General features: G+C 53.9%; 22 protein-coding genes. 7 read left to right on the forward strand and 15 right to left on the reverse strand.

What is annotated here, in order from left to right:
• Positions 1-10 precede the first annotated feature (10 nt).
• From PUP35_RS12195 to osmB, 3 genes are all read left to right on the forward strand, one after another.
• The gene (locus PUP35_RS12195; protein WP_111965955.1) at positions 11-193 is read left to right on the forward strand and encodes a YciZ family protein; all 183 of its coding nucleotides are present in this window, start codon (positions 11-13) and stop codon (positions 191-193) included.
• 43 nt (positions 194-236) lie between these two features.
• On the forward strand, positions 237-989 hold the full coding sequence (gene yciT, locus PUP35_RS12200) for a DNA-binding transcriptional regulator YciT (protein WP_115875425.1): 753 nt from the start codon (positions 237-239) through the stop codon (positions 987-989).
• 263 nt (positions 990-1,252) lie between these two features.
• On the forward strand, positions 1,253-1,471 hold the full coding sequence (osmB, locus tag PUP35_RS12205) for an osmotically-inducible lipoprotein OsmB (protein WP_008501216.1): 219 nt from the start codon (positions 1,253-1,255) through the stop codon (positions 1,469-1,471).
• A 105-nt stretch (positions 1,472-1,576) separates the two neighbouring features.
• On the opposite strand, the gene yciH is transcribed toward osmB, so the two are convergent.
• From yciH to pgpB, 5 genes are all read right to left on the reverse strand, one after another.
• A complete protein-coding gene (gene yciH / locus PUP35_RS12210) occupies positions 1,577-1,903 on the reverse strand; it encodes a stress response translation initiation inhibitor YciH (protein WP_115875427.1) in 327 nt (108 codons plus the stop codon).
• Positions 1,903-2,640: an orotidine-5'-phosphate decarboxylase gene (gene pyrF / locus PUP35_RS12215; protein WP_023335943.1), complete on the reverse strand. Its 738-nt coding sequence runs from the start codon at positions 2,638-2,640 to the stop codon at positions 1,903-1,905. Before pyrF ends, yciH begins: the two co-directional genes overlap by 1 nt.
• Positions 2,641-2,825: 185 nt before the next feature.
• Positions 2,826-3,995, reverse strand: coding sequence for a lipopolysaccharide assembly protein LapB (lapB, locus tag PUP35_RS12220; protein ID WP_115875429.1), 1,170 nt, complete (start codon positions 3,993-3,995; stop codon positions 2,826-2,828).
• A 6-nt stretch (positions 3,996-4,001) separates the two neighbouring features.
• Positions 4,002-4,310, reverse strand: a complete 309-nt coding sequence (locus PUP35_RS12225) for a LapA family protein (RefSeq protein WP_023312067.1) — start codon at positions 4,308-4,310, stop codon at positions 4,002-4,004.
• Positions 4,311-4,458: 148 nt separating this feature from the next.
• A complete protein-coding gene (gene pgpB / locus PUP35_RS12230) occupies positions 4,459-5,226 on the reverse strand; it encodes a phosphatidylglycerophosphatase B (protein ID WP_115876076.1) in 768 nt (255 codons plus the stop codon).
• Between the two features lie 197 nt (positions 5,227-5,423).
• Between pgpB and ribA the strand changes: the two genes are divergently transcribed.
• The gene (gene ribA / locus PUP35_RS12235; protein WP_008501210.1) at positions 5,424-6,014 is read left to right on the forward strand and encodes a GTP cyclohydrolase II; all 591 of its coding nucleotides are present in this window, start codon (positions 5,424-5,426) and stop codon (positions 6,012-6,014) included.
• A 37-nt stretch (positions 6,015-6,051) separates the two neighbouring features.
• Here the strand turns inward: ribA and acnA are convergent, their stop codons facing one another.
• From acnA to topA, 6 genes are all read right to left on the reverse strand, one after another.
• Positions 6,052-8,727, reverse strand: a complete 2,676-nt coding sequence (acnA, locus tag PUP35_RS12240; RefSeq protein WP_274239787.1) for an aconitate hydratase AcnA — start codon at positions 8,725-8,727, stop codon at positions 6,052-6,054.
• A gap of 161 nt (positions 8,728-8,888) precedes the next feature.
• On the reverse strand, positions 8,889-8,987 hold the full coding sequence (gene ymiC, locus PUP35_RS12245) for a small membrane protein YmiC (protein WP_032623144.1): 99 nt from the start codon (positions 8,985-8,987) through the stop codon (positions 8,889-8,891).
• A 138-nt stretch (positions 8,988-9,125) separates the two neighbouring features.
• Positions 9,126-9,296, reverse strand: coding sequence for a hypothetical protein (locus PUP35_RS12250; RefSeq protein WP_032656727.1), 171 nt, complete (start codon positions 9,294-9,296; stop codon positions 9,126-9,128).
• 2 nt (positions 9,297-9,298) lie between these two features.
• The gene (locus PUP35_RS12255; protein WP_213327741.1) at positions 9,299-9,439 is read right to left on the reverse strand and encodes a YmiA family putative membrane protein; all 141 of its coding nucleotides are present in this window, start codon (positions 9,437-9,439) and stop codon (positions 9,299-9,301) included.
• 338 nt (positions 9,440-9,777) lie between these two features.
• Positions 9,778-10,752, reverse strand: coding sequence for an HTH-type transcriptional regulator CysB (gene cysB / locus PUP35_RS12260; RefSeq protein ID WP_008502814.1), 975 nt, complete (start codon positions 10,750-10,752; stop codon positions 9,778-9,780).
• Positions 10,753-10,939: 187 nt separating this feature from the next.
• Positions 10,940-13,537, reverse strand: a complete 2,598-nt coding sequence (gene topA, locus PUP35_RS12265; RefSeq protein ID WP_274239793.1) for a type I DNA topoisomerase — start codon at positions 13,535-13,537, stop codon at positions 10,940-10,942.
• 399 nt (positions 13,538-13,936) lie between these two features.
• On the opposite strand from topA, the gene PUP35_RS12270 reads away from it, so the two are divergent.
• A complete protein-coding gene (locus PUP35_RS12270) occupies positions 13,937-14,188 on the forward strand; it encodes a YciN family protein (protein ID WP_003856804.1) in 252 nt (83 codons plus the stop codon).
• Between the two features lie 34 nt (positions 14,189-14,222).
• On the opposite strand, the gene sohB is transcribed toward PUP35_RS12270, so the two are convergent.
• Positions 14,223-15,269 (reverse strand): protease SohB, encoded by a 1,047-nt coding sequence (gene sohB / locus PUP35_RS12275; protein ID WP_274239795.1) that lies wholly within the window; start codon positions 15,267-15,269, stop codon positions 14,223-14,225.
• 251 nt (positions 15,270-15,520) lie between these two features.
• Here sohB and PUP35_RS12280 point away from each other — a divergent pair, with 251 nt between their 5' ends.
• Both PUP35_RS12280 and cobO read left to right on the forward strand, forming a co-directional pair.
• Positions 15,521-16,282, forward strand: coding sequence for a YciK family oxidoreductase (locus PUP35_RS12280; RefSeq protein ID WP_127731299.1), 762 nt, complete (start codon positions 15,521-15,523; stop codon positions 16,280-16,282).
• On the forward strand, positions 16,279-16,869 hold the full coding sequence (gene cobO, locus PUP35_RS12285) for a cob(I)yrinic acid a,c-diamide adenosyltransferase (RefSeq protein WP_045908891.1): 591 nt from the start codon (positions 16,279-16,281) through the stop codon (positions 16,867-16,869). The genes PUP35_RS12280 and cobO overlap by 4 nt, the downstream gene beginning before the upstream one ends.
• A gap of 35 nt (positions 16,870-16,904) precedes the next feature.
• Here the strand turns inward: cobO and rluB are convergent, their stop codons facing one another.
• The 3 genes from rluB to rnm all read right to left on the reverse strand — a co-directional run bounded on the left by rluB (position 16,905) and on the right by rnm (position 19,375).
• The gene (gene rluB, locus PUP35_RS12290; protein ID WP_023312076.1) at positions 16,905-17,780 is read right to left on the reverse strand and encodes a 23S rRNA pseudouridine(2605) synthase RluB; all 876 of its coding nucleotides are present in this window, start codon (positions 17,778-17,780) and stop codon (positions 16,905-16,907) included.
• Between the two features lie 96 nt (positions 17,781-17,876).
• A complete protein-coding gene (locus tag PUP35_RS12295; RefSeq protein WP_143345211.1) occupies positions 17,877-18,497 on the reverse strand; it encodes an L-threonylcarbamoyladenylate synthase in 621 nt (206 codons plus the stop codon).
• A complete protein-coding gene (gene rnm, locus PUP35_RS12300; RefSeq protein WP_115875441.1) occupies positions 18,494-19,375 on the reverse strand; it encodes an RNase RNM in 882 nt (293 codons plus the stop codon). The genes PUP35_RS12295 and rnm overlap by 4 nt, the downstream gene beginning before the upstream one ends.
• Between the last annotated feature and the right edge of the window lie 60 nt (positions 19,376-19,435).

Here is a 19,435-nt window from a genome sequence, read left to right on the forward strand (position 1 = left end):
GAGTGAGATTATGTCGACTATTGACGCACAAGCTGTAGCACAACGAATTGATACCGTGCTGGATATCCTGGTGGCAGGCGATTACCACTCTGCTATCCGTAATCTCGAGATCCTGAAGTCTGAACTTCTCGCTCAGAATGGCGCTGACAATACGCCTGAAAACGGACAGCCAAAAGCGCCGTGGGAAGTTTAACCCCACCGTCTCCGACCTCGTTTCGCTTTATTAAATGGATGCTATGAATTCCCGACAACAACTCATTTTGCAGATGGTCATCGATCAGGGACGCGTAAGCGTAGTCGATCTCGCTAAAACCACTGGCGTTTCTGAAGTCACCATCCGTCAGGATCTTAATCTGCTGGAAAAACAGAGCTACCTGCGTCGCGCGCACGGATATGCTGTCCCGCTGGACAGTGATGACGTTGAGACGCGCATGATGAACAACTACGCGCTCAAACGTGAACTGGCGGAATTTGCCGCGTCCCTGGTGAACAACGGCGAGACCGTCTTTATTGAAAACGGCAGCAGTAATGCCCTTCTGGCGCGCACGCTTGCCGATCAAAAAGACGTGACCATCATCACCGTCAGCAGCTATATCGCACATTTGCTCAAAGAGACGCGCTGCGAGGTGATACTGCTCGGCGGAATTTACCAGAAAAAAAGCGAAAGCATGGTAGGCCCGCTGACCCGTCAGTACGTCCAGCAGGTTCATTTCAGCAAGGCCTTTATTGGGATTGACGGCTGGCAGCCGGAGACAGGTTTTACCGGCCGGGATATGATGCGCTCCGACGTGGTGAATGCCGTGCTGGAAAAAGAGTGTGAAGCCATTGTGCTCACAGACAGCTCTAAATTTGGCGCCGTTCACCCTTACACGATGGGCCCCGTTTCACGCTTTAGCCGTGTGATTACCGACGAGCGGTTGAGCGACGCGCACCGTAATAAACTGGAAGACAGTGGTCTGATCGTCAATATTATTAAAACCAGCGCCTGACTCCCCTCCGCGCCCGAACTTCGGGCGCATACGCCCTTCTTTCTCTGAGATGATTCTTAACCCTGCTTTAAGAGTTTTTACCTGTTTAACCTGCATTAAAGTCGTAAAATTACTGTTAGCGATATAACAGGAAGTGACTATCACCTGCGTGATGAAGTAACGCCTGCGCGACCAGCTTTCACGGGAAAAAGAATTAAGTATTCGATTCGTCTATACTTAATGCGTACATCTTTCCGTGAATCGATAATTCAGGAGAAAGTATTATGACCTTAACCAGCAAAAAATTAGCCGCCGCTGTTCTGGCAATCACTGTAGCAATGTCCCTGAGCGCGTGCTCTAACTGGTCTAAACGCGACCGTAACACCGCTATTGGTGCCGGTGCCGGTGCTCTCGGTGGTGCAGTATTAACGGATGGTAGTACGCTGGGTACATTAGGTGGCGCTGCTGTCGGTGGTATTATCGGTCACCAGGTTGGCAAATAATAATTATCCAAGCCTTCCCCGGTAATGCGATATTTAAACGCATTTCAGGTCTGACATACGCACGTATATAACACGAGCCACGGCATTTGCCGTGGCTCATTTATTTTAGCCGCCTGCCAGTTTGACTTTCATACCTTTGGCTTCCAGCAGAGATTTAATTAAATCACGTTTATCACCCTGGATTTCAATAATGCCGTCTTTCACGGCACCGCCGCAGCCACATTTCTTTTTCAGTTCGGCTGCCAGCGCTGTCAGTTCAGCATCATCAAGGTCAATGCCGGAGATAAGACAAACCCCTTTTCCTTTTCGTCCACTGGTCTGGCGCTGGATCCGAACAATGCCGTCCCCCTTTGGACGTTCCACTTTCGCTTTCGGTTCGTCAATACGCCCGCTATCGGTTGAATAGACCAGGCGGCTGTTGGAATCGGTCATTACGCCCCCTTCTTCAGCGATGCGTTAATAGCCTTAAGCGTCTCAGCCGGGTTTGCAGACTGCGTCACCGGACGCCCAATGACCATGTAGTCAACGCCTGCAGCCAGCGCCTGCTCAGGCGTCATAATGCGGCGCTGATCGCCCACGTCGCTGCCTGCAGGACGGATACCCGGCGTGACGAGTTTAAAATCCTTGCCCAGCGCTGATTTGAAACGTACCGCTTCCTGCGCGGAGCAGACGACGCCATCCAGGCCGCAATGCTGGGTCAGACGCGCGAGGCGCTCAGCGTGCTCTGCTGGTGACAGCGTCACACCCAGGTCGCGTAAATCGTTTTCGTCCATACTGGTCAGCACGGTGACCGCAATCAGCAACGGTGCATCTTTACCGAACGGCAGGAGCGCCTCACGGGCAGCGGTCATCATTCTTGCCCCACCCGACGCGTGGACATTAACCATCCATACGCCCAGTTCTGCGGCTGCGGCAACGGCGTGCGCCGTGGTATTCGGGATATCATGGAATTTCAGATCGAGGAAAACGTCAAAGCCGCGCTGCTGCAGATCGCGAACGATTTGCGGTCCAAACAGCGTGAACATCTCTTTGCCAACTTTCAGACGGCAGTCGCGAGGGTCAATGCCGTCGACAAACGCCAGTGCAGCGTCACGCTTATTGTAATCAAGCGCAACAACAACAGGAGAATCCGTAATTACTCGGGAAGTGGAGGATGTAACAGACGTCATGACCAGCCCTTTTCGTCTATGGGCGCGCAGCGGCGCGGAACAGATAAACGGCCAGCATTCTACCTGCCGACGCCGCAAATTGACAGGATCCATTTATTTCCCTGACAGGCCAGCAAACCGCACCGTGTTGAGAAAGCGTTAAAAGCCATCAGTATGTTGTAACTAAAATAAAGGCTTTTAAAAAATTACTGCCCGTCCAGGCCACGGATTGGCTTGATAGTGGACCAGGCGCGGCAGGAAGGACAGTGCCAGTAGAGCGTATACGCGGTAAAACCACACTTCTGACAACGATAGCGTGGCTTGCTGCGCACCTGCTCGCCAACCATATCGCGCAGCACCATCAGGCTCTCTTTGGCGCGCCCTTCTTCCGCGTCGTTAAGGTGGTAATCCATCAGCTTATGGAAGACCCGCATGGTCGGATGACGCTGCAGCTGACGCGTAATGTAAACCTGCGCGGTGTCGCTTCCCTCATACTTCTCCACGACGTCTGAGAGCATCAGTTCAGCGGTGGCACCGGTGTTCTCTTCCACGCAGCGACGCAGGAATGCTACCCACTCTTCCTGCTTATCCAACTGCTGATAGCAGGTTTGCAGCATTTCCAGCGTTTCACTGACCAGCTCTTTGTCCTGGTCGATCACCCGCAGCAGGCTTTCAACGGCTTTGGCGTAGTCGCCATTCGCCATAAAAACGCGCCCCATCATGATGGAGATTCGCGCGCTGTTGCGATCCGCGGCGGCACCTTTCTTCAGTAACGCCATGGCTTTGTCCATGTCGTCATTGCCCATCTGCTGAAGCGCAAGCTCACAGTAGAAATGGGCTATCTCAACGCGCTGCTTATCTTTCCCCAGCTTCACCAGACGTTCAGCCGTATCAATGGCTTTCTGCCAGTCGCTGGTGGCCTGATAAATCTGCAGGAGCTGCTGCAGCGCGCCGATGCGGAACTCTGTTTCATCCACCAGCTGGGAGAACATATCTTCAGCACGATCGTACAACCCCGCGGCCATGTAATCCCGCCCCAGCTGTTGCACTGCAAGTAGACGTTGATCGTAGGTCAGAGAGGCGCTTTCCATCAGCGTCTGGTGAATACGAATGGCGCGGTCAACCTCACCGCGAGAGCGGAACAGGTTTCCCAGGGTGAGATGCGCTTCAACCGTCCCGGTATCCTCTTTCAGCATATCGAGGAACAGGTCTACCGCTTTGTCCTGCTGATTGCTCAGGAGGAAGTTTACCCCCGCAACGTAGTCGCGGGAGAGCCGATTGGCCTCATCCTGTTTTGTTTGTTGCGCACTTCTGCGGCCCATATACCAGCCATAGGCTGCGGCTACAGGCAAAAGCAGAAACAACAACTCCAGCATAGTCGATTATTCCTTCACGACCGGCACGCCAGAGCTTTCCGGGATGTCAGACGCAGGGGCAATGTTATTTTCAAGTCGCTTAATTTTACGTTCAGCGCGCGCAAGCGAAACACGGACTTTCAGCCAGAACAGACCGCAAACCAGCCAGCCAATGGCAAAGCCGGCAGCAAATAAGACCGCCAGCAGGCTCGAGACGCGATACTCACCCTGAGCCAGCAGATAGTTAAACGTCACCTGCTGATCGTTTTGTGCACCCAACGTGACTGAAATGACAAAAATCGCCAATACCAGTAAGAAAATGAGTAAATATTTCACATTACTTCCCGTTATGTGGTTCAAGCGAATAAAGTGTGTTCAATTTACCGCAATCAGCCTTATAAACTACCATTTTAGCGACGAGCGCGAAACGGAAAAAGTGACGCGCAGGTCATGGATCTATGGGCAAAATACGGAATATCAACCGTCAGGCGTCGGTTTGGTCCCTTTCGGCTATTTCTTCTTTCTCTTCTGGCGGTGGCGTTAGCGGGCCGCAGAATCGTTCAGTGAGCCAGGTCGCCAGCACGATCAGCAGCCATGAGATGAGCGTGGCGACGACCAGGTCGCGCGGCCAGTGCATCCCCAGCAGCAAGCGGCTTCCCATAACCCCCGTCGCCCAGACCAGTAAAATCGCAATCGTAATCGTTCGACGCCTTGGCCAAAGCAGCCCAACCCCCAGTAACGCCCAGCTGGCCGCAAACATGGTGTGACCCGAAGGAAACGCGAACCCCGTCTCTTTCTGCCAGTGTTTACGCAAGAATTTCGGGATATCCTGCTGTTCCGCAAGCTGTTCTTTTACCAGCGCGCCACGATCTTTACGCTTTAAATTGTAGAACTCATCCACCGGAACATGATGGGTTTTTTCCAGCCAGACGACAAAAGGACGCGGCTCCTGAACGCGATCCTTCACCCAGGACTTCACCCCCTGACCGACAATGATAGCGCCACCGAGGATAGCAAAGAGCATCAGTGCCGCGCGCAGGCGAAAGCGCAGGCACCACAGAAACCAGGCGCACAGGAGTACGTGGGTAATTATTCCCCACGGCTGGGTGACCGTTTCCGTTATCCAGTATAAGGTTTTCAGCCACATGGCATTATGCCCGGGCTGCCACATCCAGCCTGAAAGCCATACGGTCAGAGGCATAATCAGTAAAATGGCCGCACCTGCTGCCGTACGTCTGGCGATTGAAAGCATGTCTTCTCCTTTTTCGCTAAGCGTCACAATCATAACTGAAATTAATCCTTTGGGTGGATATGTCGGATCGTGCGTTTAACGTTCATATAGCATGGTGCCCATTAGGCGAACCTGCTGAGCTTGTGGCAAAATGAACTGATACAGAAAGCAAAACAGGGCAAAGGCACGAAACGTGTCAGCCTACTCTGGAGAATCACATGCAGCTTAAACGTGTGGCAGAAGCCAAACTGCCAACCCCATGGGGCGATTTCCTGATGGTGGGTTTTGAAGAACTGGCAACCGGACAGGATCATGTCGCGCTGGTGTATGGCGACATTTCAGGGCAGACGCCGGTGCTGTCCCGCGTCCATTCAGAGTGTCTCACCGGCGACGCGCTGTTCAGCCTGCGCTGTGATTGTGGTTTCCAGCTGGAAGCCGCCCTGTCTCATATTGCTGAAGAAGGCCGCGGCGTGCTGCTTTATCACCGTCAGGAAGGTCGTAATATTGGCCTGCTAAATAAAATTCGCGCCTACGCGCTTCAGGATCAGGGCTACGATACGGTTGAAGCAAACCATCAGCTCGGCTTTGCCGCTGACGAACGCGACTTCACCTTGTGCGCCGATATGTTCAAGCTGCTGGGTGTGGACGAAGTTCGCCTGCTGACCAATAACCCGAAAAAAGTGGAGATCCTGACCGAAGCGGGGATCAACATCGTCGAGCGTGTACCGCTGATTGTCGGCCGTAACCCGAAAAACGCCCACTACCTTGATACCAAAGCAGCCAAAATGGGCCATCTGCTGAAAGAGTGATGCTAAAAAGCCCGGCACGCGTGCCGGGCTCGTATCATCAATCCAGCATCTTACGAATCACATAATGTAAAATGCCGTCGTTCTGGTAATAGGTCAGCTCGGTTGCCGTATCTATACGGCACCGGCAATCCAGCACCTCGGTTTTCCCGTCTGCACGGGTTAACTTCACCGGCACCGTTTTACCCGGCTGCAGGCTTTGCAGACCGCTAATCTCAATCAGCTCTTCCCCGGTCAGGCCCATCGTTTTACGCGTCACGCCCTGCGGGAACTCAAGCGGCAGGATCCCCATACCGATCAGATTCGAACGGTGAATACGTTCGAACGATTCGGCGATGACCACGCGAACGCCAAGCAAACGCGGACCTTTCGCCGCCCAGTCGCGGCTGGAGCCGGAACCGTACTCTTTCCCGGCGATCACCGCCAGCGGCGTACCTTCCTGCTGATACTTGACCGCCGCATCATAAATCGACACGACTTCCGTCCCCGGCAGATGACGGGTCATGCCCCCTTCCACGCCCGGTACCATTTCGTTACGAATGCGGATGTTGGCAAAGGTCCCGCGCATCATCACCTCATGGTTGCCGCGACGCGATCCGTAGGAGTTAAAATCGCGACGCTCGACGCCCCGGCTCTGCAGGTAACGGCCCGCCGGGCTATCGGCTTTGATACTCCCCGCCGGAGAGATATGGTCCGTCGTGACGGAATCTCCCAGCATCGCCAGGATGCGCGCGCCGTGGATATCCTTAAGCGGTGCCGGCTCGGCGAGCATCTCATCAAAGAACGGCGACAGACGAATATAGGTCGAGTCATCCTGCCAGCCATAGGTATCCGAACCTGCAACGTTGATGGCTTTCCATTCCGGCGTGCCTTCAAAGACTTCCGCGTATTCTTTACGGAACATCTCGGTAGAAACCTTCTCAACGGCCAGCGCGATTTCACGCGATGATGGCCAAATATCTTTCAGGTAGACAGGGTCATTCTTGCGATCGTGACCAATCGGATCGGTCGCCAGGTTGATATTCATGTTCCCTGCCAGGGCATATGCCACAACCAGCGGCGGCGAGGCGAGCCAGTTGGTTTTCACCAGCGGGTGAATACGCCCTTCAAAGTTTCGGTTACCGGACAGGACCGCGCCTACCGTCAGGTCACCCTGCTTGATCGCCGTTTCAATGGGTTCAGGCAGCGGGCCGGAGTTACCAATACAGGTCGTACAGCCGTAGCCCACGAGGTTAAAGCCCAGTTCGTCAAGGTACGGCGTCAGTTTGGCCTGCGCCAGGTAATCCGATACCACTTTGGAACCCGGTGCCAGCGAGGCCTTGACCCATGGCTGAGGTTTTAGCCCAAGCTCTACCGCCTTTTTAGCCAACAAACCAGCCGCCATTAACACGCTTGGGTTCGAAGTGTTGGTGCAGGAGGTAATGGCTGCAATAACTACCGCGCCATCCGGGAGCTGATACTGATGTCCGTTCAGAACATAGTCTACGGGGCGATGGTCTTTCTGCGCCACGTTCACCTCCAGCGCATTGCTGGCGGCAAAGGCTTTTGGCACGTCACTCAGCGCAACCCGATCCTGCGGACGTTTCGGCCCGGCGAGGCTCGCCTCGACGCTTCCCATATCGAGTTCTAGCGTACTGGTGAAGACCGGTTCATCACCCGGGTTTCGCCACATGCCCTGCGCTTTGGTATAAGCCTCCACCAGCGCGACCTGCTCTTCGCTGCGCCCGCTAAGGCGCATGTATTCCAGCGTGACATCATCAATGGGGAAAAAGCCACAGGTTGCACCGTATTCCGGCGCCATATTGGCAATGGTGGCACGGTCGGCCAGCGGCAGCGAATCCAGACCATCACCGTAGAATTCTACAAACTTGCCCACCACACCATGCTGACGCAGCATCTGAGTGACGGTGAGCACCAGATCGGTGGCAGTAATGCCTTCAGACAGCTTACCGGTAAGCTTGAAGCCCACCACGTCAGGAATAAGCATGGACACCGGCTGGCCGAGCATGGCCGCTTCTGCTTCGATACCGCCGACGCCCCAGCCCAACACGCCCAGACCGTTAATCATAGTGGTATGGGAGTCCGTGCCCACCAGCGTGTCCGGATAGGCGACCCACTCTTTATCCTGCAACTCACTCCAGACGGCTTTCCCCAGATATTCAAGGTTAACCTGGTGACAAATACCGGTACCCGGCGGGACCACGCTAAACCGGCTGAACGCCTGCTGTCCCCACTTCAGGAATACATACCGCTCGTGGTTACGTTCCATCTCGAGACGCACGTTCTCGCCAAAGGCGTCATCATCGCCAAAGCGGTCAACGGTTACGGAGTGGTCAATGACAAGGTCAACAGGGGAAAGCGGATTCACTTTTGCCGTATCCCCGCCGAGACGCTTAACGGCCTCGCGCATCGCGGCTAAATCAACGACGGCAGGGACACCGGTAAAGTCCTGCATCAGCACCCTGGCCGGGCGATAGGCGATTTCTCTGTCGGCATGGGCATTTTCAAGCCACCCTGCCAGCGCCTTGATATCATCGAGGGTGACAGAGTCACCGTCCTGCCAGCGCAAAAGATTTTCCAGTAAAACTTTCAATGACTTGGGTAAACGCGAAATGTCCCCAAGCGTTCTGGCAGCCAGCGGCAGGCTGTAGTAATGCCAGGTTTTATTTTCTGCCTGTAATGTGTCCTTACTGGCTTCGCGTAGGGTTAACGACATAAGCTCCTCCTTAATCACAGAGATGCCCCGACAATCATCAGGGCCGTAATTAAAGATAACACAAAGATGTCGTAACGTTTTGATAACAACCCAAATTGATAAATTTAGGATTGGTCCCGAACGGGAAAACAAAAAACCCCGCCGTAGCGAGGTTTTACAATTTAGTGGAGGGCCAACCAGATGAGCTGACTCCAGAACAGAATCGACACGGTAAAAACGCCGATCCATGACCAGTATTTGTGAGACGTCATGTTATTCATCATAGGGACACCAGGCATTATTTATAAAAAGTTCCGAGGTTTGTCCTCAGTGCTATATTGCTGATGTGTATTTATTAAAGAGTACAAAAGTGCAGAGTCGATATTCAGACTATTTGCATCATTACGCAATAAACTAAATTATTGTTTTTTGGGTTCGTCTTCTGCGAACACATCAATAAACGCTTGCTGCTGCGGCGTCAGTTTCCAGGACGCGGGTACAACAGTCGCAGGCGCTTTACGCCCTCTGTGGCCGTTGTCACGATGCTGACACATCTGTTTTACCGTTTCTGTACGTACCGTCACTGCCATATTCAACCCCAATATTTCCAGGCCAGGAGAGCAACCACCACCCAAAACAGGGTAGAGACGAGAAAGACCGCCAGCCAGGCTTTACGCTTGAGCGCAGGATCCCTTTGCGGTTCTTCACTTCCTGAAGGCATTGCTAACCTCATACAATCGACATCGCTTATCATTTAGGACCAAACAATTGGTACAATTAATCATCTGTTGAGATAAATCCTAAAGAAACTTTAGCCGAAAAGCCAGTGAATTTACGCACCGGAAGGTATGAAATATTCATTCTTTTGACCAGAAATAAATAATTGAAAAGAAAAATTTGCGAAGGCGTAAATTAGTTTCTACTTTTGTCGCCAATTCACGACATTATAACCTTACTGATTAAATGGATAATGACATTATATGACAGGGGATACGTAGATGATGATAATTCTAATTTAGCTTTGAGGCGTTATTTCGGTATCTTTCCCTTAGGGAAAGATACCGGGTGTGATTATTTTTCGGGGAGTTTGATGTCTTTAAACATCTCTTCAATATCTTCATTTGAACGTAATGCAACGGCGGTATCAACAACGTCACGCGTTAAATGAGGGGCAAAGCGCTGAATAAAATCATACATATAGCTGCGCAGGAAGGTGCTACGACGGAAGCCAATCTTAGTGGTGCTATGACTGAAAACATCGTGCGCATCAAGACGCACCAGGTCAGGGTCTGACACCGGGTCCACCGCCATGCTGGCAATAACACCCACTCCCAGACCAAGCCGCACGTAGGTCTTAATCACGTCGGCATCCGTCGCGGTAAAGACAATTCGCGGCGTTAACCCTGCCCGGTTAAAGGCCGTATCAAGCTCGGAGCGTCCGGTAAAGCCAAACGTATACGTCACCAGGGGATATTGGGCCAGCTCTTCGATAGTGACCGACCCTTTACCTGCCAGGGGGTGATCGGGGGTCACCACGATAGAACGGTTCCAGTGGTAGCACGGGAGCATCACCAGATCGTCATAGAGGTGAAGCGCTTCGGTGGCGATGGCGAAGTCTGCATTCCCCTTGGAAACGGCTTCAGCGATTTGCGTTGGCGACCCCTGGTGCATATGCAAAGAGACGCGAGGATAACGCTCTATAAAGCCTTTGATGACGCCGGGTAACGCATAGCGCGCCTGAGTATGCGTCGTGGCAATATACAGCGAGCCTTTATCAGGCCAGGTATGCTCCCCCGCCACAGACTTGATCGCATCGACTTTAGAGAGAACTTCCCGCGCAATGCGGATGATTTCCTGCCCCGCAGGCGTCACCTGGGTAAGATGCTTACCGCTGCGGGCAAATATCTGGATACCTAGTTCATCCTCCAGCATACGAACTTGTTTGCTGATGCCCGGTTGCGAGGTATACAACCCCTCGGCGGTAGAAGAGACGTTAAGGTTATGATTCACCACCTCAACGATATAACGAAGCTGCTGTAATTTCATGCCAGACCATCCGATTTAGCGCATGCGGTCAATCGCTTAAGACGATTTAATAATAAGAAACAGGTTAACTATAACCACTATATCATTTATAGCCTGACTGTATAGTACGGAACAAAAAATAATAACAAGGCAATAAAAAAGGGCCGGAAATCCGGCCCTTTCACAGGTAAGTTACGGTTAGGGAAGATTATTTCTTGCCTTCAACCCATTTGCCATCGACAAAGAAGGCTGACCATCCGGTCGCTTTACCCTCTTTCTCTGCCGCAACATACTGCTGCTTGGTTTTACGGCTAAACCGCACCACGGTTTTGTTGCCTTCCGGATCCTGCTGTGGCGCGTCGGCCAGATAACGCAGTTTCTCAGGCAGACGATCGCGGAAGCGATGCAGCTCTTCCACCAGCGGCGCGCGCGTTTCACGCGATTTCGGGAAGGTGTTGGCGGCGAGGAAGACACCCGCAGCGCCGTCACGCAGCACGAAGTACGCGTCGGATTTCTCACACGGCAGCTCTGGCAGCGGAACCGGATCTTCCTTCGGCGGAGCCACTTCGCCGTTTCGCAGAATTTTACGCGTGTTTTTACAGTCGTCGTTGGTGCACGCCATGTACTTACCGAAACGCCCCATTTTCAGATGCATTTCAGAACCGCACTTCTCGCATTCCACAATCGGGCCGTCATAGCCCTTAATGCGGAACTCGCCCTCTTCAATCTCGTATCCGTCACACGTTGGGTTATTACCGCAGACGTGCAGCTTACGTTTTGGATCGATCAGGTAGCTGTCCATCGCCGTGCCGCATTTCTGACAGCGACGCTTGGCGCGCAGCGCGTTGGTTTCCGCATCGTCACCTTCCAGCACGTTGAGCACTTCGTTCTCAGGCACCAGGTTGATGGTGGTTTTGCAGCGCTCTTTTGGCGACAGCGCGTAGCCGGAGCAGCCAAGGAATACGCCCGTCGTGGCAGTACGGATCCCCATCTTGCGACCACAGGTTGGACAGTCGATGCTGGTCAGAACCATCTGGTTAGGCAGCATGCCGCCCTCTTCAGGGTCTTTCTCCGCCTTTTCAAGCTGGTCGGTAAAGTCGCTGAAGAAGCTGTCGAGTACCTTTTTCCATTCCGCCTGGTGGCTGGCAACCTGGTCGAGGCTGTCTTCCATTTGCGCGGTGAAATCGTAATTCATCAGCTCGCGGAAGTTTGCTTCCAGACGGTCGGTGACGATCTCACCCATTTTTTCCGCATAGAAACGGCGGTTTTCAACGCGCACGTAGCCACGATCCTGAATCGTCGAGATGATGGACGCGTAGGTCGAAGGACGACCAATACCGCGTTTTTCCAGCTCTTTCACCAGGGATGCTTCACTGAAGCGCGCAGGCGGCTTGGTGAAGTGCTGAGCAGGCACGAGGTCAACCAGCGAGAGTGCATCCCCTTTGTTCACTGCCGGCAGCGTTCGGTCTTCATCGCCTTTACGCAGCGCAGGCATCACTTTCGTCCAGCCGTCAAAACGCAGGATACGACCGCGAGCTTTAAGACGGAATTCACCCGCGCCGACGGTCAGCGTGGTAGAGTCGTACTGCGCTGGCGTCATCTGACACGCCACGAACTGGCGCCAGATCAGCTGATACAGCTTCTGCGCGTCGGCTTCCATATCTTTCAGCGATTCCGCTAACACCGAGACGTCAGAAGGACGAATCGCTTCGTGCGCTTCCTGAGAGTTCTCTTTGCTGGCAAACTGGTTAGCGCTTTCCGGCAGGTATTTCTTACCGAAGTTGTCGCTGATGTAGCCACGCACCATATTGACGGCGTCCTGGCTCAGGTTGGTTGAGTCGGTACGCATGTAGGTGATGTAGCCCGCTTCATACAGACGCTGGGCCATCATCATGGTCTTCTTCACACCGTAGCCCAGACGCGTGCTTGCAGCCTGTTGCAGGGTGGAGGTGATAAACGGCGCACCAGGCTTACTGCTGGTCGGTTTGTCTTCACGTTCCAGCACCTGATAGCGTGCCTTTTCAAGCAGCGCCACGGCGGCCATGGTCTGGTCGCGGTTTTCTGGACGGAAAGGCTTATCGTTCTGATGGCTGACCTGCAGCGGCAGAGCGTCACCGCCCGGCGTGGTCACATTGGCGTCAACTTCCCAGAACTCTTCCGGGACGAAGGCTTTAATCTCGCGCTCACGCTCAACGACCAGACGCACGGCGACGGATTGCACACGCCCTGCGGACAGGCCACGGGCAATCTTCTTCCACAGCAGTGGAGAAACCATGTAGCCCACAACGCGGTCCATAAAGCGACGTGCCTGCTGGGCGTTTACACGGTCAATATTCAGTTCGCCCGGCTTCTCAAACGCCTGACGAATCGCATTCTTCGTAATTTCGTTAAACACTACACGGCTGTAGCGTTTGTCATCACCACCAATCACTTCCCGCAGGTGCCACGCAATGGCTTCCCCTTCGCGGTCAAGGTCGGTTGCGAGATAGATGTGGTCTGCTTTTTCAGCAAGCTGCTTCAGCTCGTTAACGACTTTTTCTTTCCCTGGAAGCACTTCATATTGTGCATCCCAGTTATGCCATGGGTTAACACCCATGCGGTTGACAAGCGCGCTACGTTCATCCTTTTTAGGCTTTTTAGCCCCTTTGGTGGAGGTAGAGTCTGCGCTCTTTTTGCTGGCTGAGCCACTGGTCGGCAAATCGCGGATATGACCCACGCTGGACTTAACCACGTAGTCATTACCCAGATACTTATTGATCGTTTTGGCTTTTGCCGGGGACTCAACGATGACGAGAGCTTTACCCATATTCACCTTTACCTAATTTAATTCTTCCAGGAATACGCCGCACGTTGATTTCCCTTCCGCTGACGACGAGCCAATGATATTGCGACTGCGTCAGGAGATATCAACCCCTTTGTCTTACCGGGCGTTAAAGAAAAGACGCCCAGGTGATTGAGTTCTCGGGTATTTTTCTCACATCTCGTGTAATTCGTGACGAATTCCCGGTTGAATGTCAAGCAATTCTGTTGCCAGAATGACGAAAGCGCACACTCTACCTGATAAAATTCGTTACGCAACTTTATTAGCATGCAAAAGCAAATCCCGCCAGCCAGGCCCCTGCAGCTTATCCCCTCACATTACAGGGAAAATTTGCCCCCAAAGCGCCCCCGGCGTAGACTATTGTCACTGTTTAAGGAGTGGATTATGCAGAATACGACCCAACCTATTGACCGAGCCTCTCTGCTTATCGAAGCAAACAAGCTTATCCGGGACCATGAAGATACGCTGGCGGGTATTGAAGCCACCGGCGTAGAACAGCGTAATGGGGTGCTGGTTTTCAGCGGCGAATACTTCCTTGACGAACAGGGGTTGCCGACCCCGAAAAGCACCGCCGTGTTTAACATGTTTAAATATCTGGCGCATACGCTTTCAGAGAAATATCACCTGGTCGATTAACGCAAAACGCGAGGCATGTGCCTCGCGTTTTTGTTTACAACAGCGGTTTTTGTCCGCGCTGTAGCCAGCGCAGCAGCAGGCGGTCAGCACTTTCTGCCGCACTGTTGGTAAAGCGGTCCATCAGTCGTTTGCGCTGTGTAAAGCGCACGCCAACCAGTTCCCGGCCTTCCATCAGGTTGAGCAGAAGATCGTCGCTGGTTCCGACTTCATCCACCAGCCCTTTCTCCTGCGCCTGAACGCCGTACCAGTGCTCGCCCGTCGCGACCTGCTCAATGTCCAGCGTCGGGCGCATACGGTGCACAAAATCTTTAAAGAGATGATGCGTTTCGTTGAGATCCTCACGGAATTTTTGGCGCCCTTCCTCCGTATTTTCCCCCAGCAGCGTCAGGGTACGTTTGTACTGACCCGCGGTGTGAAGTTCAATATCAATCTCTTTATTTTTCAGAAAGCGGTTAAAGTTCGGGATCTGCGCTACCACGCCGATCGAGCCGATAATGGAGAACGGCGCGGCCACAATTTTGTCCGCCACGCAGGCCATCATGTAGCCACCGCTCGCTGCCACTTTATCTACGGCCACGGTCAGCGGGATCTGTTTTTCACGCAGGCGCTGCAGCTGTGAGGCGGCCAGTCCGTAACCGTGAACCACCCCGCCCGGGCTTTCAAGACGCACGACAACCTGATCCTGCGGTGTCGCCACGGCCAGAACGGCAGTCACCTCCTCCCGCAGAGAAGAAACCTCATGCGCATCCATACTGCCTTTAAAATCGAGCACATAGACCCGTGGCGTGGCCTTATCCTGCGGCGCATTGAGTTTTGCTTTTGCTTTTGCCGCTTTAGCTTCCTGTTTATGCTTTTTCTTCTGCGCTTTCAGCCAGAGTTTCTGTTGATGACTATCAAGCAGCGCCAGAGACATATCATCCTGCATCTCTTTATACTGCTCGCTCAGGCGGGTGATGCGTAACTCCCCACGCTGACGCTTGCGCTGCGTCAGGTTGACAATCAGAACGGCAACCACCGCAATGGCAATCACCACCGTCGCGATTTTGGCCAAAAACAACCCATATTGAGAAAGTAATTCCACGCGTTCCACCTTGATTTAACCACGAATCTTTCACGGCAGTGTACAACAGCCCTGCCCATGCGTCTCGCTCGTGACATTACCTCTGCGAGCCGCCTTCAGGAATCCCCGAACTGGAGTTTAAATATTTGCAAATTGTTAATTTTACAGTAATGCGTCCTGTAGACTGATTGAATTATCAGGCGAATTCGGGCATAAAGCCGAAAAGTCATCATAAAGGCGCCATTGCGTCACCGGTCGCCTGAGGAGTTACCGTGCATTATCAACCGCAAAAAAATCTGCTGCAAAACCGGATTATTCTTGTCACCGGTGCCAGCGACGGGATTGGTCGCGAGGCGGCCCTGACATACGCCGAATATGGCGCTAACGTCATTCTGATTGGGCGCAACGAAGAAAAACTGAAAAGCGTCGCTCAGGAGATTGAGTCGGTATCTGGTACGCCAGCCCCGTGGTATACCCTCGATTTACTGACCTGCACGCCCGCAGTGTGCCAGGAATTAGCCCAGCGCATTAGCGCTCACTATCCGAGACTCGACGGCGTACTTCATAACGCCGGCTTGTTAGGTGAAGTGCGTCCGATGGATGAACAGGATCCTGATATCTGGCAGCAGGTGATGCAGGTCAACGTCAACGGCACGTTTTTCCTTACGCAGGCATTGCTTCCTTTATTACTCAAATCCGAGTCAGGGTCTCTGGTCTTTACCTCTTCCAGCGTTGGTCGTGAAGGACGCGCAAACTGGGGAGCCTATGCCGTCTCAAAATTCGCGACCGAAGGCATGATGCAGGTACTGGCGGAGGAGTATCAAAGCCGCCATCTGCGCGTAAACTGCATTAACCCGGGCGGTACGCGCACCAAAATGCGCGCCAGCGCGTTCCCGAGCGAAGATCCGCAGAAGCTGAAAACCCCGGCAGACATTATGCCGCTCTATCTCTGGCTGATGGGCGACGACAGCCGCCGCAAAACCGGGATGACCTTCGACGCCCAGCCGGGCCGTAAACCAGGAATTTCGCAATGAGTGAAGAACGTCATCAGCAGCGCCAGCAGCGTCTGAAAGAACAGGTCGATGCGCGCGTCGCGGCAGCACAGGACGAGCGAGGGATCGTCATCGTCTTTACCGGCAACGGCAAAGGCAAAACCACCGCCGCGTTTGGCACCGCTACCCGCGCCGTCGGCCACGGGCAGAAGGTCGGCGTTATCCAGTTTATTAAAGGTGAGTGGCCTAACGGCGAGCGTAATCTGCTTGAGCCCCACGGGGTTGAGTTTCAGGTGATGGCGACCGGATTTACGTGGGACACCCAGAATCGTGAAACCGACACCGCCGCCTGTCTGGCCGTCTGGGAGCACGCTAAAAGAATGCTGGCCGATCCTTCACTCAATATGGTTCTGCTGGATGAGATCACCTATATGGTCGCCTACGATTATTTGCCGCTGGAAGACGTGCTTAATGCACTGAAAGACCGTCCCGCCCATCAGACGGTCATCATCACGGGCCGCGGGTGTCATCGGGATATTCTGGAGCTGGCAGATACCGTCAGCGAGCTGCGTCCGGTTAAACATGCGTTTGATGCGGGCATCAAAGCGCAAATTGGGATTGATTACTAAAGAAAAAAGCCCGGTGACTTCACCGGGCTTTTACGTTAACCGTTGTTATTACGGCTGCCGGAGCGGCGGCTGCTGCTCACCTGGCTGTGACGCTTCACCGCACGGCGAATCTGGTTCGCCTTCATGCGGCGACGATCTTTTTCCACCGCCACTTTAGAGGTGGTTTCCGGCGTCAGGCCGACCAGCTCGCGCAGGTAGTTGGTTTGGGTCAGATCCAGTTCGGTATAACCCCCACGCGGCAAACCTTTCGGCAGCAGGATGTCGCCGTAGCGGACGCGGATCAGGCGGCTAACCTGCACGCCTACCGCTTCCCAAAGACGACGCACTTCGCGGTTGCGGCCTTCGGTCAGGGTCACGTTGTACCACTGGTTAATGCCTTCCCCACCGGTAAACTTGATGGTTTTGAACGCCGCAGGACCGTCTTCCAGCTGAACGCCACGCGAGAGATCGCGCAGTTTATTCTCATCAACCTGGCCGAACACGCGCACCGCGTATTCACGTTCCACTTCACGGCTTGGGTGCATCAGACGGTTTGCCAGTTCACCATCGGTGGTAAACAGCAGCAGACCGCAGGTATTCACGTCCAGACGACCAACGGCAATCCAGCGAGCGCCACGCAGTTTAGGCAGACGGTCAAACACCGTCGGGCGACCTTCCGGGTCATTGCGGGTACACAGCTCGCCTTCCGGCTTGTAGTAAGCCAGCACGCGGCAGATTTGTTCAGCGGACTCTTTCACGGAGATAAGATGACCGTCGATACGGATCTTCAGCCCCGGTACGATTTCTACGCGGTCACCCAGCGTGGCGATTTTACCGTCCACACTCACGCGGCCCGCTTCAATAATGGCTTCGATTTCACGGCGTGAGCCGTGGCCGGCGCGCGCCAGCACTTTCTGTAACTTCTCGCTCATTGAGCTTCCTCAGGTGTCGCCTTCACAGGCGTCGAATCAGGTCAAAAGAGGGCTGAGCCCTGCTTTGATGGCCGCGTAGTATATCTGCTTATACCATTACAAGAAAGGCTTTACGTCACCCACGCCTTCTCGAATCACTTCCGGCGCATCTTCGGTTAAGTCGATCACGGTGGTCGGCTGCTGGCCGAGATAGCCGCCGTGAATAATTAGCTCGACCACCTTTTCCAGACGATCTTTGATCTCTTCCGGATCGGACTCGGTAAACTCGCTGCCGGGCAGCATCAGCGAGGTAGACAGCATCGGTTCGCCGAGGGTTTCCAGCAGCGCCTGCGCTATCGGGTTCGACGGCACGCGCATACCGATAGTCTTACGCTTTTCCTGCAGCAGGCGGCGCGGCACCTCTTTCGTCCCTTTCAGGATGAAGGTGTAGTTGCCCGGCGTATTGTTCTTGATCAGGCGAAACGCCACGTTATCGACGTAAGCATAGGTCGACAGCTCAGAAAGATCGCGGCACATCAGGGTAAAGTTATGGCCGTCCGGCAGCTGGCGAATACGGCAAATACGCTCCATTGCCCCTTTGTCTTCAATTTTGCAGCCCAGCGCGTAGCCTGAATCGGTCGGGTAGACAATCACGCCGCCTTTGCGGACGATCTCCACCGCCTGGTTAATCAAACGTGGCTGCGGGTTATCCGGATGGATATAGAAAAACTGACTCATACTTCCCTCTCTTCAATTTGCTGCGGCTGTTCCCAGAGCTGCCAGACCGGCTCAACGCCAGCGGGCAGCCAGAGCTTGCGCCCCAGTTCAATCCACGCGCAGGGCTGATGGAAATCAGAGCCCTGTGACCCAAGCAGGCCGAACTGGCGGGCATAGGTCGCGAGCTGGGCGCGCTCGTTGGGCGCCTGCTGACACTGGGCGACTTCCATCGCCTCGCCACCGCATTCGGCAAAGTGTGCCAGCAGCCTTTTCAGCCATTTAGCAGAAAGATTATACCGGCCCGGATGGGCCAGCACGGCCTTACCGCCAGAATGATGAATCACATCAATAGCTTGTTTTATTGTACACCACTGTGGCGGAACGTATCCGGTTTTCCCGCGCGCCAGATATTTTTTAAAGACATCCGCCATCGTCGTGGCTTTACCCGCCTCTACCAGAAAACGGGCGAAATGACCGCGCGTGACCGCCCCGCCGTTCGCCAGCTTTTGGGCACCTTCCAGCGCGCCCGGAATATGCGCCTTTTCCAGACGCTCGCCGATCATCTCTGCGCGCTGGTTGCGGCGCGTTTTTTGTTCTTGCAAAAAGGCAGTAAGTGCCGGATGGTCTATATCGATGTTCAGGCCAACGATATGAATCTCATGGTTTTCCCAGACCGTCGAGATTTCGACGCCGGACACCAGATTGAGCGCCAGCCCGCTGCGGGCGATCTCGGCGCGCGCCGCCGGTATTGCATCCGTCGTATCGTGATCGGTTATCGCCAGCGTACCGACGCGCATTTCAACGGCACGATGAACCAGGGCTTCGGGTGTCAGCAGGCCATCAGAGGCCTGAGTATGGCTGTGTAAATCATAAATAATAGCGTAGGTGGTATCGCTCAAAGCACTTCCCATAACAGGTTGGAGACATCCGAAAACGCCATGATACCGACTTATATCGAA

This window comes from Enterobacter sp. S-33, from assembly GCF_028735835.1.
Lineage (GTDB): Bacteria > Pseudomonadota > Gammaproteobacteria > Enterobacterales > Enterobacteriaceae > Enterobacter > Enterobacter vonholyi.